Source organism: Terribacillus saccharophilus (assembly GCF_002272075.1).
GTDB lineage: Bacteria > Bacillota > Bacilli > Bacillales > Amphibacillaceae > Terribacillus > Terribacillus saccharophilus_A.
In genome coordinates, this window is sequence record NZ_NPBJ01000004.1 from 72,397 (window position 1) to 85,940 (window position 13,544).

The window sequence follows — 13,544 nt, forward strand, 5'->3', positions numbered from 1 at the left end:
AATACTTGTTTCTCCATCGACTTTGAAAAAGGCAGCTGAAGCGGACGTCTCCAAGGGGTATTAACATGGGGAAGCGATCACTTGTACACTCTATTGATATATAATTGAACTAATTAACTGAATAATCACAGAAACGAGATGATACTGTATGAAAATGGCGAGAGGTAGAGAATTACTTACAGCGGAATAGCGACAATTTAATCGATAACATACGGAGTAAAAAGGCAAATTTAAAATCCTTAAAAGATACATGGCTAGATTTATCAGAAGATAATCCCTACAGCCAATTCTTAATTACGGTTATGGCGGGTATAAACCAATTAGAACGTGATCTTATCCGTATGCGGCAGCGTGAATGGATTGAACTGGCTAAGAAAGATGGAAAGTTTAAAGGTCGGTTAAAGAAGTACCATAAAAATCATGCAGGAATGAATAGTGCAGTAAAGCTTTATAAAGAGGGAGATATGACTGTAAATCAAATTTGTGAAATTACAAATGTGTCTAGGACTCATTATATAGAAAGCTATCGGAAAAGAACAGTTGATCAGTTATACCAAAAATCGGAAATATAAAATGGAAAATAAATTTCATATAGAGGTGGAATTATATGGCTAAAATTGACAATGTGTTAGCAATTCTATGGATGCTTCGTTCAGGTGAAAAAATTACTGCAAAACAAATCTCAGAAAAGTTAGAGATGAATATAAGGACTGTGTATCGTTATATTGATACAATTTCAACAAGTGGCGTACCTATAATTTCAGAACCAGGACATAACGGTGGATACACTTTACTGAACAATTTTATTGAGGCTCCTCTTTTTTTTGATTTTGAGGAGCAAACTTCACTATTTCACGCTGCTGTTTTTGCAGAAGAAGCCGGATATTATGGAGGTGAAGCACTAAATAGGGCCATTTCAAAACTAAGCAATTACTCAAATCAAGAGCAGGAAACAAAGATAAACCAACATTTAACTAGTCTTGAAGTAATAAGTCGATTAAGTTCACTCTCTATGGAAACTTTTTTGAAGGAGTTGGAGCAGGTCGTAGCTGACGGGTACTCAGTAAAAATTCTTTACCGTAAAAGTGGCGAAAAGCAATTAAATTATAGATTGGTCGATCCGTACAGAATTATCTATTGGAATAATAAGTGGTATGTAATTGGATTTTGTCATCTTAGGAATGATATCCGTAGTTTTAGAGTAGATCGAATTGAAAATCTAATGCTAACCGAAAATAAGTTTAACCGGCCAGAAAATTTTTCAGCACGTGACTTTTTTATGAAAAATCTTCTTCCAACTATCGAAAATAAAGAAGGGATTATTTCTTTGGTTATTAAAGGGGATAAAAGTGTATTGGCAGATATCAGCCAACATTGGTTTTTAGGACATTATTTACAAGAGTGGAATTCAAATCAAGCAGTATTTCTTCTTGAGAAAGATATGATACATACATATGTACCTTATTTACTTTTAACGTACGGTAAATCTATTCGAGTTATTGAGCCAATCAGCCTTAAGAAAAGAATGATTGAAGTTTTGTCGGAATTAATAAATTTTCATCAAATTTGAATACTTCCCTGACGCTAGATGTCAGGGAAGTATTGTTATATTTGGCTATATCAATTGTGATTGGAGTGTTATTAGATGCAAACAAAAAAAGTTTTTCTATATGTATTTAATACAATGTCGGACTGGGAATATGGATATTTAATTGCTGAACTAAACTCAGGAAGATATTTCAAAAAAGATTTAGCACCTTTAAAAGTAATTACAGTAGGAGCTAATAAAGAAATTATTACTACTATGGGAGGACTGAGCATAGAACCAGATATTTCCCTTGAAGAATGTACTCTTGATAATACAGATCTTTTAATTTTACCAGGAGGGAATTCTTGGAGTGAAGAAATTCATCAACCTATCTTGGATAGAATTGGCCAAGCTTTAAAGCTTGGCACTATTGTTGCTGCAATTTGTGGTGCAACTGAAGGCCTTGCGAATATGGGATACTTAGATACTAGAAAGCATACAAGTAATAACTTAGAATATACTAAAATGGTATGTCCTAACTATAAAGGAGAAAAGTTCTATAAGTTAAAATCTGCGGTATCTGATGCGAATTTAGTTACTGCATCAGGAATAGCTCCTCTGGAATTTGCAATGGAGGTACTGAAAAAAATAGATGTATTTGCACCAGATGCATTACATTCATGGTATAACCTAAATAAGACTCATAAACCCGAATACTTCTTCCAGTTAATGGATTCAATAAATAGATGAGCTAAAAAAAGCAACTTAGCAGATTTATATTAGTTTAAATAAATACCATGCTTTAGACAATGTCAAAGCATGGTATTTGAATATAATGCTTATGGAGTAAGAACAATAGTGTTTAATAAAACTAACGCAGGTAACGATGAACATTAGTTCTTATCCAGAACAAATGAAGAAATATCATCTGGAAACACAGTAGCTATCGACAGCTGAAATTAAAGGGATATCAAAGAACAGAGCTCGATAATACTGTGAGAAAGAGAATTTATAATAAGTACAGGTGAATCCACAACTGCAAATCATTGATATTTGATATGAAGGAGTAAGCCGAAGTAAGTTAACTATTAGTAATCGTTATTAAATAACTTAGTTTACATAATATATATTATCGGAAGTTATAGAAAAATGCTGTTTCACATCTCATAATCCAAGTATTCTTAAGATAGTGAGACAAAATAAAAAAATCAGACTGCGCAACGAGTTTACTGCACAATCTGATTTTTTTATCAATCTGCTACATGTAATACAATTTTGCCTGTGTTCTTGTTGCTTTCCATATACTCATGCGAATCTGCAACTTCTGCTAACGGAAATACTTTGTCGACAATTGGTTTGATTGCTTGAGATTCAAATAATGGCAATACATTATCAATCAGATCAGCCGTTAATCTGGCTTTGTAATCAATGCTTCTTGTACTTAATAATGTTCCTTTTACATGTAAGCGTTTTGCAAGTAATGGCGTGATATTCGCATTTTCAAGCTTTGTACCACCTAGGAAACCAATTAAGATCAATCTGCCATCTGTTTTGAGCGTTTTTATATTCTGATCCCAGTATGTTGCTCCAATGAAATCCAATATAACATCAGCACCTGTATCGGCAAGTTTTTCAGCAAAATCTTCTTCTTTATAGTTAATGGTGATGTCAGCGCCTAGTTCTTTGCAGAAATCAAGCTTTTCTTTAGATCCGGCTGTAACTGCAACTGTTGCACCTGCTTGTTTAGCTAATTGAATGGCAGCTGTTCCGACGCCGCTAGCACCAGCATGAATTAAGACAGTTTCACCTTGTTTAAGCTCACCGAGCCAATGTAGCGTCTGATAAGCTGTCATAAACACTTCTGGCACCGCCGCTGCCTCTTCGTAGCTCAAATGCTCCGGAATGGGCATTGCAAGCTTGCTGTTAAGTACAGCGTATTCTGCGTAGCCGCCGGATGGAATGAGTCCGAATATACGTTCTCCCTTTTCCCATCCGTATGCTTCCTCTCCTGCTTCTTCCACAACACCAGCAATTTCCAATCCTAAAATTGGATCAAAATCACTTGAAGGGTAATTTCCTTTTCTTTTTTCTATATCTGCACGGTTAATTGCTGAAGCCTTTACGGAGACAAGAATTTCGTCTGGTTTTATTTTAGGTTTATCGGCTTCTTCCAGTTTTAGTTTCTCTGTGCCGCCGAAACCTTGTAATGTGATTGCTTTCATAGTTATTACTCCCTTTCACTCTTCATTCTCAACCTTTACGGAAGAAAAGTAAATAAATCAGCACTATCCAGAATGGTATAGCTAACAAGATCCCGATTAGCAGTCCTTTGAAGAATTTCATGCTGCTGCACCTCATTTCGTGTGCTTTTTCTTATTGTTAACCATATGATAAAAAGCTTAAACATGCAAAAACCCGGCTCCGTTATCTGGAGCTCGGGTTTTGCACTGCTTGATATACGGGGGATCTTGCTTGAATAGTCTCTAAATAGTAATCGAATAATTCACTAGAAGCATTCGTCCAGGAATGCTTCTCAGCTTCAATTCGTACATTCTGTTTCATTTTAGCTGTTAAATCTTGATTATCAAGTTTACCAACCGCTTTACTCATACTCGCTACATCTTCATTCTCAAAGAGGAACCCTGTCTTACCTTCCTCTATTTGTTCCAATGTCGGTCCGCTTTTAGCAGCAATGACAGGAATTCCGGAAGCCATTGCTTCTAGTATGACTAGACCTAGTGTCTCGGTAATAGACGGAAACAGAAAAGCATCAGCAGAAGCAAACGCCTGGGATAGCTCTTCTCCATGAAGAAAGCCTGTAAATAGCGTGTTTGTTCCCGCAAATATCTTCTCCAATTCTTTACGTGCTGGACCGTCTCCGATAATAGCTAATGCTAAGTCATCCCGTTCATCCAATAAAGGACGAATCTTATGGATTTCCTTCTCAATTGCCAGTCTACCGACAAAGATGAGCAGTTTCTTACTATGGTCTCCTTGCAAAAGCCGCTCACGCATACTTTCTGAATAAAAATCCGGATGACGCTTCTCTACATCGACACCTCTGCGCAACACATGCATCCGCTCAAAGCCATGCGCATCAAGCTCTTGCTTTATAGCAGCAGACGTACACAGATTGATGTCAGCTGTATTATGAAGCCTTCGGAAATGCCACCAGAATAATGGTTTCAAAGGTTTATAAAGCTTGTAGTAATCAAGGTATTTCGGTACATGCGTATGATAGGATGCCAAAAGCGGCAGTCCTTTCTTATGTGCATAATGGATTCCTGCTACTCCGACTAAGGCCGGATTCGCTACATGCACGAGATCCGGCTTGTGCTTCTCCAGCAGAGTTTTAATACGTCTTGTCGGCATGGAGAATTTCTTGGAACGGTAAAATGGCATTGTTACTGTTCCAACCCCTTCCACAAGCGCACCTTCATATTCAGTTACACCTAAATCCGGAGCAATGACGACGACTTCATGCTTCTGGCTGCGTAGGTACTTAATCGCTTCGGTGAGCCGGGTGACGACACCGTCAGTCGATGGCAGAAATGTCTCGGTGATAATGACGATTTTCAAAGTGTACTCCTATTTCCACGTAACCGTAGGAAGCACATTTTCTTTAATGACGCGATCTTTATGTTCAAGAGCCGTCTCCAAAATCTCGCGTAGCACATCGTCAGTAAGCAGATTAGGCTCGAGACCAAGATCACGCAGCTTTGTATTTACCGCGTTATAGTAATGATCCTCTGCTTCCACCCTCGGATTTTCGATAGATTTGATCTCTGGATCAAGACCTTTCTCCCGGCTGACTTTCTGCACCTTCTCAGCAAGCTCCTTCACAGAGAAGCTCTCCGTGAATTGGTTGAATACACGGAATTCCCCTGCATCTGCTGGATTCTCTGCAGCGATTTCCACACAGCGGATCGTATCGGTAATATTCAAGAAGCCTCGTGTCTGACCGCCGCTGCCGTAAACAGTGATGTCATGGCCGGTAGCAGACTGAATGAGGAATCTATTCAATGCTGTACCGAAGACACCGTCATAATCAAATCGGTTTGCTAGAACCGGATCGAGTTTTGTTTCTTCTGTGTGAAGACCATATACGACACCTTGGTTCAAATCTGTTGCACGAATGCCCCAGATTCTACAAGCAAGCATGATGTTATGACTGTCATGCACTTTGGATAAGTGATAGAAAGATCCCGGCTGTTTCGGGAATGGCAGTTTATCCTTCCTGCCTTTATGTTCGATTTCAATATAGCCTTCTTCAATATCGATATTAGGGGTACCGTACTCTCCCATCGTACCAAGCTTGATCAGATGACAAGATGGAGCGAATTCCTTGATTGCATAAAGTACATTCAAGTTGCCGATCACATTATTCTGCTGTGTATAGACAGCATGCTCACGATCAATCATGCTGTACGGAGCTGACCGCTGTTCCGCAAAGTGAACGAATGCGTCAGGCTGTGTCTGACGGAATACTTCCGCTAGAAAATCATAATGATTTAAGTCGCCTATGTATGTCTTGATTTCCTTGCCAGTCTTCTCTTTCCACTTCGCGACCCGCTCTTTCAAGGAATAGATTGGTGTTACGGAATTGGATCGTAATTCTTCATCATACTTACGTCTTACTAAGTTATCGACGATTGCTACTTCATGACCTTGCTTGGATAGATAAAGCGCTGTCGGCCATCCACAGAAACCATCTCCACCAGCTACAACAATTTTCATGACTCATCCTCCTGTGACATCAACATTTCTTGGTACGTTCGTTAACAATTATATGCTAACGATGCTGCAATGAAAAACAATATGGTGTTAAGGAAGATTTGAGAATTTGTAAACAAGTTGTTAACTGTTTAGCCCACGGTCCAATTTTTTTAGTGGTTTTTTCGCTGGACCTTCGAGAACTTCTCCTGTTCCAGAAAAACGTGATCCGTGACAAGGACAATCCCAGCTGGATTCAGCACTATTCCAATTGACTTCGCATTTCATATGGGTACAAGTTGTATCGACTTGGTGAATTTCTCCACTTTCGTCCTTATAGACACCTAGCAGAAGGCCATTAAACCGTACTTTGGTCGCTTCGCCCCGCTTCAGGTTAGGGACATACTCATAAGGCTGTTCCAGTTTACCTATCACAAATTCCTTCGCCACTTCCATAACATTCTTAGTTACACTACCCAAATCCGGGTCAGCCTGAAACCTTGATGGCTGATAAATATTTTTGTAACGGCTGGTACCTGCTGTAATAAGCGACGTAATTTCCAATCCGGCAACGATACCGCTTGTCATTCCCCATTTGCGATATCCTGTTGCGACGAAGATATTATCGTTGCCTTTGCTGATATGTCCTATATAAGGAAGATTATCTAGTGTGACGATATCCTGTGCGGACCACATATAGATAGGAGTCTCGGTACCCATATACGCAGCAAAGTCCGTTAGCTCCTTATAGTATGTTTCTTCTGGATGACCTTCGCCTGTACGGTGAGATTCCCCGCCTATGAGAAGCAAGGTGCCGTGTTCTTCTGTTTCAATGCTGCGTATAGACCGGGAAGGTGTATCTGCATTGATATACATGCCGCCTGGATAAGCCGTTTTTGGCTTAGCAGCTACTACGTAAGATCTATCTTGATACAATCTGGCAAAGTAAAAGCCTTTACCGTCGTAGAATGGAAAATGAGAAGCGACGACTACCTTTTTACAGTTTACCTTCAATCCGCCCTTTGTAACGACGACGGGGTCTTGTCCTTCTTCAATAGTGTCGACTGGAGTATCTGTATATACCTTACCTCCATTATCCAGAAACACTTGCAGCAGGCCATTAAGAAATTTCAGCGGATGATATTGATACTGTCCCTTCATAGTCAATGCTTTCTCTATGTCAAAGCCAAGTGGAATCGAATCAGTTAGTTCTCCTTGGATTCCGAGCTTCTGATATGCTTCGTATTCTTTCTCCAGCTTATTGATGTTCTGCTTTTCCTTAGTATAGATATAAGCGTCCTGTTCCGCTAAATGACAGTCAATGTTATGGTCCTTTGTTGACTCTTTGACAAATTCGATCGCATTCATGCAAGCTTCATAATGTGTTTTAGCTGTATCGGTATTAAAATGCTGGATATATTCATCATAAATGATTCCATGCTGTGCAGTTAGCTTTGCTGTCGTATAGCCAGTTGTTCCGCTATAGAGACTGTCTGCTTCCAGTATGGTAACCTGCCGACCTTCCTTGGCAAGCATATAGCCTGTGACAACACCGGTAATACCACCTCCAACAATGACGATGTCACTTTCTGTGTCGTAACGGAGTGGTTCAAATTGGGGAATCTCCGTCTTCTCCCGCCAATAGCTTTTATTATGTGTCATGATTATCACTCCATCTGTTGTAATAGCACCATTTTTGCCAAAGAAATGATGTGTTAATCAGACGTTTTTTGTATACGCTATCAGGGAAGACTTTCTGCAAGGAGGCGGTATAGAGATGAAATGTGTACAGATGATAGTCGGCGGAAAGGTTCAAGGTGTCGGTTTTCGGCTTTCTGCTGCAGAAATAGCCCGAAATCTTGAATTAGTAGGTTTTGTCCGTAACGAAGCAGATGGTACTGTTCGAGTTGATGCTGAGGGAGATCCAGACCGAGTGGAACAATTCATCCAGCAGATCCGCAAAGGTCCGAATACTTTTGTAAAAGTGAAACAAGTAGATTTGAAATACTTAGAAAAACAGCAAGGCTTCAAACGTTTTGAAGTAAGATAACCTAAAAACGCCCGGCTATTATGCCGAGCGTTTTTTTCAATCTACTTTTTTCAAGTCTTTTACTGCTGGTCCTTCAATGACTTCGCCGCTTGCTCTGAAGCGGGAGCCATGGCAAGGACAATCCCATGTCGTTTCCGCATCATTCCAGTGCACTTCACACCCCATATGGGTACATGTGGTGTCTACTTTATGGACAGTACCTTCGTTATCTTTATAAATGCCTATAAGCTTTCCGTTCTGCCGGATTTTCCCTGCTTCTCCACGATCCAGCTCTTCAATGGTCTTCTCTGTTTTCTCAAGCTTACCAGACACGAGCTCCTTACCTACTTCAACCATGTTTTTAGCTAGTGAGCCGATTCCTTTTAACGCGTCCTGCCGCGCTGGATCATAGATATCGTTGTACAAGCTCTTGCCTTTTTCAATCAAGGAAGTGATTTCCTTTGCTGCAGTGATTCCCCCTGACATTCCCCATTTACGGAAGGCGGTTGCAACATACAGATTTTGTGTTCGTTTTGTTATACGACCGATATAGAAAAGCTGATCCAAGCTCATAAAGTCCTCAGAGGACCAATTATACTCATACTCACCTATATCAAATTCAGAGTGTCCCCAATTACGAAGATTGCTATAATGCTCCTTCATGCTGCTCCCTTTACCAGTGCGATGTCCCTCACCGCCTATCAGCCAAATTGTATCTCCATTTTCATCCTGGGCACTTCGCACAGATCTGGACGGGCTATCAATAGAGATATACATGCCGCCTGGATAAGCAAGTGGACTTTTACCTGCAACAATATAAGATCGTGCAACCTCCAAACGTGCAAAGTAAGCTCCTTTGAAATCATAAAATGGGAAGTGAGTAGCTATTACCACATGCTTGGCTGTTACACTCCCGCCATCCTTCAGCTTAACAGTAGCTAGTTCACCTTCTTCAATCGTCTCTGCACGAGTGTCTTCGTAGATACGGCCTCCGTGGGAGCTGATGTACGCTGTCATTGCTTGAAGGAAACGAAGCGGATGGAATTGCGCCTGATTTTCCATCCTTACTGCCTTTTGTACGGAAACAGGAAGCGGCATTTCATCTTCTAAAGCTCCTGGTATTCCAAGCTTCTTATATGCGTTCCATTCCTTCTCAATTTTGCGGACATTTTTTTCTTCATCAGTGAAGACGTAAGCTGGCTCTACACTCAATTGAAAGTCTGCTTGCAATTCCTTTTCTGTTTCCCTTACGAAGTCGATTGTTTCCATTGCTGCTTCATAATGGATCCTGGCAGTTTCTTCTCCAAACTTGCTGATAAGCTGATCATAGATCAAGTCATGCTGAGCTGTCAGTTTGGCGGTTGTATAACCAGTTGTTCCATGGCCAAGTTTCAAGGCTTCAATTAAAGTGACTTTGTAGCCCTTTTTTGTAAGTAAATAAGCAGTCGTGATTCCTGCGATGCCACCGCCGACTACGCATACCTCTGTTTCCGTATCCTCTTGCAGCTTCTCGTAGTTCTGAAACGCGCTTGTTTCAATCCAATAAGATTCATGCTTGCCAGTCGACATATAGCGACAACTCCTTTTTTTGTTACACTTAACCTATTTGAGGAAAAGATAAACAAAAAAATCCACTGCCTCTTGGCAGTGGATTTGCTTAGTTTTCCTGGAAGAACTTGCGGTTGATTTCAATATACTTACTTTCTTCCGCTGGAACTTCATCTTCCATGAAGATCGCTTCAACTGGGCATACCGCTTCACATGCACCACAATCGATGCAGATGTCAGGATCGATATAGAACATATCTTTGCCTTCCGCGATACAGTCAACCGGGCAAACTTCCATACATTCGCCGGCTTTCTCCACTTCACATGGAGAAGTAATGACAAAAGCCATGTGTACAGCCTCCTCTACTACTATAAATGAACCGATCATTCGACGCGGTTTTTATCCAGGTATACTGCGACTTCGCAAAATACAACGAACTATATGTATTTATACCCTATCGATTCAAATTATAACAACAATATTCGATAATAACAACGGGCGTACTCAATATTTGACAGCTTGCCCGTTCTGCCTAAATACTTCATACTTGACATACACTGTAGCAAAGGAGGCGATTCAGATGGAAATAACTCTACAGGAAAGCTGTCAGTTAAGCACGGTGGCAACACTATTCCACCTCCCGACGTATGTCCTGTTCGCTGCAAATCCGTTTCTTTCCACGCACGTAAAATCACAGCACCCTATTCAGGTCCCTGGCTATGCTCCCAAGTCAGTTACACTCGATAAGGAGATGACAGATTCTGTGTTTGCATCTGCTTATAAGCTTCCGCTTCGACTAGTTCATCTATTGTATAACGCATCCTATTTCCCAGCAGGTGCTGAGCTCGTACTCCCCCAGCGGGTGACCTATCCAGTAACTTGCTTCCGTCAGCACTATGATTATGCCACTTGCCTTCACGATATAAGAGCGCTTCATCAGCTTTTTCCATTTTTTCGTATGCGTACAGTATACAAATCGATACTGGGAAAACCAGTAACGGAACTCCAAATTGGCAAAGGAAAGAAAAAGATTCATATAAATGCGAGTTTCCACGGCAATGAATGGATCACTTCTTTGGCTCTTATGCGGTTCGTAAATGAGTACTTGCTTGCAGTCACCCATGACAAAAAGATTTTCGGGCACCCTGCAAGCAAATTATATCGTGATGTGACGCTCTCTATTGTACCAATGGTTAACCCGGATGGTGTTGATCTTGTTATTCACGGAAGTAAGGCTGCGTATGATTATGAAGAACTTGTCCACTTCCTAAACGAAGGTTCTTATGACTTTCAAGGGTGGAAGGCAAACATAGCAGGTGTGGATTTGAATAAACAATATCCCGCCAAGTGGGAATATGAGCAGCTGAGGAAACCGAAATTGCCTGGACCTCGCGACTTTCCGGGCCTTACGCCTTTGACAGAAGCGGAATCAATCGGTATGTATGAGCTCGTTGTATCAGAAGATTTTGATTCTGTTGTGGCGCTGCATACGCAAGGAGAGGAAATCTATTGGAGCTTTGAGGAAAAAGAGCCGCCTTCAACGGAAGATTTAGTGACTCAAATGGAGCATATCAGCGGATACAGAGCTGTTAAGGAACTTGATAATTATGCGGGATTCAAGGATTGGTTCATTGGTTCCTATCAGCGATCTGGCTTTACGATTGAACTGGGCAAAGGACAAAATCCCTTGCCCCTTGAACAAGTTGATACAATTTATGAAAAGCTGTGTACCATTTTAATGGTCATACTCGCAAGTGATACTATTTAAGCATTCCAGATACGTTCGACCATATAACTGCCACCAGTGCGCTGCACGAGAAATACATCCGGATTAGAAAAACCTTTCCAATGGGAAAAACCTATATCAGTCTGGAATTCCTTCATAAGGATTGCCAGAAGATTTCCATGTGTGACTAGAACTACATTTTCCAGTTTGTCTTCTGCTTCCAGTTCATCGAGCAGGGCACGTACCCTGACTCTGGCATCATTTGATGATTCACCGCCAGGCAGCCGCATATCAAAGTCAGCGAACGACTCTTCCAATACTTCCAGCCAATCGTCAACAGGTTCTTCGCTCAATATGCGCTCCTGCAACCGCCGGTCTAGCTCTATTGGTACATCTGCTGCATCGGCGAAAGGTTTAATTGTCTCGACGGCCCGGAAGAAGGGACTGGAGAGGATGCGTTGAATTGGATAATCCAACCTTTTTAGAAAAGCAGCAAGCAATCGGGCTTCATTGATTCCTTCATACGTTAGCGGCGAGTCTTTATGCTGTCCTTGTGCATTGCAATGACGAACAAGAATAATCCTTTTCACAAGCCCCATCTCCTTCTAGCTATGCTTAGCCTTATTATCGGTTAACCATTAGACAATTACAAGCATAGGAAAAAACTAGCCAACAAAAAAAGGCTAACCTCTACTAGGTTAGCCTTTACTCTGTCAATTTATTACACTTCCTTGAAATAATCTTTCCTGAAAGCTCCAACGCGGTTCGTGTTGTCGATGATGAAGATGAATTCTTCTGTTTCATTTTTAACATCGTAGATCTTTCCTGGTGTCAGAGTTGTATTAACAACATATTTTTTTGCGTTAGTGTGGATGCATTCCACTTGTTTGATTGTTTCTGTATCTTGCCAGTTTTTATGGATCATTACGTTTCTTCCTTTCGTTGATGTTTCTCAAGCTTCGGTAGCGTCCATTGCAGCAGAAGCGGCAATATAAGTACGACCAGAAGTAGCCTGATCGTCTGCAAAGAACTGACAATAGATGGGTCTCCGCCAGTTGTCTGTGCTGTGAGCGCCATTTCAACTAGTCCTCCTGGTGCCATGCTTAGCACGGAGGTAGCCATGTTCAATGATGTTAACTTACTGAACAAAAACCCTAGTCCAAAGCAAAGTAAAATAAGTAGTATAGACAGACCAGTATAATAGAGACAAAGTCTGCCAGCTTTTTTTAAATCTCTTATAGAAATAGAATGACCTAAGTAGACGCCGATTGTCAACTGTGCCGCGACAAAAAACAGATGCGGAAACTGATACAAATGCATCCCGCTTACTTGCAGTATTGCTGTAAGCAGCATCGGGACGATAACAAGCGATGATGGAATGACTCTGTTTGTCAGACGAGCGATTATGTACATGATGACATATAACCCGATTGTCCACCAAGCTCCTTGCTCTGTCTGTGGCAGCTGTACTGGTCCTTGACTCCCTGCATCCATGAACAGATGCGTAGCGGCAAACGGAATGATGAATAGAATGCTGACAAGACGAATTGTCTGGAATATGGTCACAAGGCCGGTATTTGCCTTCATAGACTCGCTCAGTGCCGTTACAGCAGACAAACCGCCAGGTATACTGCCGAGCATGCTTGTTTTCATATCCACGTTCACCCATTTACTCACCATATAAGCATTGACCATGCAAATTGCAATCAATAGTAATGTCAAAAGTGTATAGATCAAAAGATAAGGCTGTACATTATGGAATGTATGCACCGTAAATGTGTTACCAATCTGGATACCAAGCAGCCAATAGCTCACTTTACGAAGCGGCTGTGATGCAGCTGTCCGGTTATTCCAGAAGATTTTGGAGAGCAAAAGGCCCGTTACCGGACCAAGTATCCAAGGAAGCGGCAAATGCAGCAAAGTGAAAAGGCCGCCGCCTATCAAGGCAATCAGATAAGACTTTACGATGGAACGTAATTGACCGTTTTCCCCCATCAAA

Annotated in this window: 13 protein-coding genes and 1 pseudogene; 5 read left to right on the forward strand and 9 right to left on the reverse strand. The window is 41.1% G+C overall.

What is annotated here, in order from left to right:
• Positions 1-197: 197 nt before the first annotated feature.
• From CHH48_RS03010 to CHH48_RS03020, 3 genes and pseudogenes are all read left to right on the forward strand, one after another.
• Positions 198-544: pseudogene (locus CHH48_RS03010) on the forward strand (recombinase family protein); the annotation flags it as partial.
• Between the two features lie 63 nt (positions 545-607).
• Positions 608-1,570: a helix-turn-helix transcriptional regulator gene (locus CHH48_RS03015; RefSeq protein WP_095217844.1), complete on the forward strand. Its 963-nt coding sequence runs from the start codon at positions 608-610 to the stop codon at positions 1,568-1,570.
• 75 nt (positions 1,571-1,645) lie between these two features.
• Positions 1,646-2,278: a type 1 glutamine amidotransferase family protein gene (locus tag CHH48_RS03020; protein ID WP_095217845.1), complete on the forward strand. Its 633-nt coding sequence runs from the start codon at positions 1,646-1,648 to the stop codon at positions 2,276-2,278.
• A 500-nt stretch (positions 2,279-2,778) separates the two neighbouring features.
• Here CHH48_RS03020 and CHH48_RS03025 read toward each other — a convergent pair whose 3' ends face one another.
• From CHH48_RS03025 to CHH48_RS03040, 4 genes are all read right to left on the reverse strand, one after another.
• Positions 2,779-3,750 carry an NAD(P)H-quinone oxidoreductase gene (locus CHH48_RS03025; RefSeq protein WP_095217846.1) on the reverse strand — a complete coding sequence of 324 codons (972 nt, stop codon included), beginning with the start codon at positions 3,748-3,750 and terminating at the stop codon, positions 2,779-2,781.
• A gap of 202 nt (positions 3,751-3,952) precedes the next feature.
• Positions 3,953-5,107, reverse strand: coding sequence for a glycosyltransferase family 4 protein (locus CHH48_RS03030; RefSeq protein WP_095217847.1), 1,155 nt, complete (start codon positions 5,105-5,107; stop codon positions 3,953-3,955).
• A 9-nt stretch (positions 5,108-5,116) separates the two neighbouring features.
• Entirely contained in the window at positions 5,117-6,265 is a 1,149-nt protein-coding gene (locus CHH48_RS03035) for an NAD-dependent epimerase/dehydratase family protein (RefSeq protein ID WP_095217848.1), read from the reverse strand.
• Positions 6,266-6,385: 120 nt separating this feature from the next.
• Positions 6,386-7,903 carry an FAD-dependent oxidoreductase gene (locus CHH48_RS03040; RefSeq protein ID WP_095217849.1) on the reverse strand — a complete coding sequence of 506 codons (1,518 nt, stop codon included), beginning with the start codon at positions 7,901-7,903 and terminating at the stop codon, positions 6,386-6,388.
• A 115-nt stretch (positions 7,904-8,018) separates the two neighbouring features.
• Here CHH48_RS03040 and CHH48_RS03045 point away from each other — a divergent pair, with 115 nt between their 5' ends.
• A complete protein-coding gene (locus CHH48_RS03045) occupies positions 8,019-8,291 on the forward strand; it encodes an acylphosphatase (protein WP_095217850.1) in 273 nt (90 codons plus the stop codon).
• A 36-nt stretch (positions 8,292-8,327) separates the two neighbouring features.
• Here the strand turns inward: CHH48_RS03045 and CHH48_RS03050 are convergent, their stop codons facing one another.
• Both CHH48_RS03050 and CHH48_RS03055 read right to left on the reverse strand, forming a co-directional pair.
• Positions 8,328-9,839, reverse strand: coding sequence for an FAD-dependent oxidoreductase (locus CHH48_RS03050; RefSeq protein ID WP_095217851.1), 1,512 nt, complete (start codon positions 9,837-9,839; stop codon positions 8,328-8,330).
• Positions 9,840-9,927: 88 nt separating this feature from the next.
• On the reverse strand, positions 9,928-10,167 hold the full coding sequence (locus CHH48_RS03055; protein WP_095218085.1) for an indolepyruvate ferredoxin oxidoreductase subunit alpha: 240 nt from the start codon (positions 10,165-10,167) through the stop codon (positions 9,928-9,930).
• A 232-nt stretch (positions 10,168-10,399) separates the two neighbouring features.
• Between CHH48_RS03055 and CHH48_RS03060 the strand changes: the two genes are divergently transcribed.
• Positions 10,400-11,587: a M14 family metallopeptidase gene (locus tag CHH48_RS03060; RefSeq protein ID WP_175073061.1), complete on the forward strand. Its 1,188-nt coding sequence runs from the start codon at positions 10,400-10,402 to the stop codon at positions 11,585-11,587.
• On the opposite strand, the gene CHH48_RS03065 is transcribed toward CHH48_RS03060, so the two are convergent.
• The 3 genes from CHH48_RS03065 to CHH48_RS03075 form a co-directional block, all read right to left on the reverse strand.
• Positions 11,584-12,135 (reverse strand): histidine phosphatase family protein, encoded by a 552-nt coding sequence (locus tag CHH48_RS03065; RefSeq protein ID WP_095217853.1) that lies wholly within the window; start codon positions 12,133-12,135, stop codon positions 11,584-11,586. The two genes, CHH48_RS03060 and CHH48_RS03065, sit on opposite strands and share 4 nt — an antisense overlap.
• Before the next feature lie 131 nt (positions 12,136-12,266).
• On the reverse strand, positions 12,267-12,470 hold the full coding sequence (locus CHH48_RS03070; RefSeq protein WP_095217854.1) for a DUF6501 family protein: 204 nt from the start codon (positions 12,468-12,470) through the stop codon (positions 12,267-12,269).
• Positions 12,470-13,540, reverse strand: coding sequence for an AbrB family transcriptional regulator (locus tag CHH48_RS03075; protein ID WP_095217855.1), 1,071 nt, complete (start codon positions 13,538-13,540; stop codon positions 12,470-12,472). Before CHH48_RS03075 ends, CHH48_RS03070 begins: the two co-directional genes overlap by 1 nt.
• Between the last annotated feature and the right edge of the window lie 4 nt (positions 13,541-13,544).

What these genes read in the sequence shown, in the direction of transcription:
- CHH48_RS03020 (WP_095217845.1), top strand. Translation starts at nt 1,646, where the DNA reads ATGCAAACAAAAAAAGTTTTTCTATATGTATTTAATACAATGTCGGAC.
- CHH48_RS03045 (WP_095217850.1), top strand. Translation starts at nt 8,019, where the DNA reads ATGAAATGTGTACAGATGATAGTCGGCGGAAAGGTTCAAGGTGTCGGT.
- CHH48_RS03040 (WP_095217849.1), bottom strand. Translation starts at nt 7,903, where the DNA reads ATGACACATAATAAAAGCTATTGGCGGGAGAAGACGGAGATTCCCCAA.
- CHH48_RS03050 (WP_095217851.1), bottom strand. Translation starts at nt 9,839, where the DNA reads ATGTCGACTGGCAAGCATGAATCTTATTGGATTGAAACAAGCGCGTTT.
- CHH48_RS03075 (WP_095217855.1), bottom strand. Translation starts at nt 13,540, where the DNA reads ATGGGGGAAAACGGTCAATTACGTTCCATCGTAAAGTCTTATCTGATT.
- CHH48_RS03025 (WP_095217846.1), bottom strand. Translation starts at nt 3,750, where the DNA reads ATGAAAGCAATCACATTACAAGGTTTCGGCGGCACAGAGAAACTAAAA.
- CHH48_RS03035 (WP_095217848.1), bottom strand. Translation starts at nt 6,265, where the DNA reads ATGAAAATTGTTGTAGCTGGTGGAGATGGTTTCTGTGGATGGCCGACA.
- CHH48_RS03060 (WP_175073061.1), top strand. Translation starts at nt 10,400, where the DNA reads ATGGAAATAACTCTACAGGAAAGCTGTCAGTTAAGCACGGTGGCAACA.
- CHH48_RS03070 (WP_095217854.1), bottom strand. Translation starts at nt 12,470, where the DNA reads ATGATCCATAAAAACTGGCAAGATACAGAAACAATCAAACAAGTGGAA.
- CHH48_RS03055 (WP_095218085.1), bottom strand. Translation starts at nt 10,167, where the DNA reads ATGGCTTTTGTCATTACTTCTCCATGTGAAGTGGAGAAAGCCGGCGAA.
- CHH48_RS03015 (WP_095217844.1), top strand. Translation starts at nt 608, where the DNA reads ATGGCTAAAATTGACAATGTGTTAGCAATTCTATGGATGCTTCGTTCA.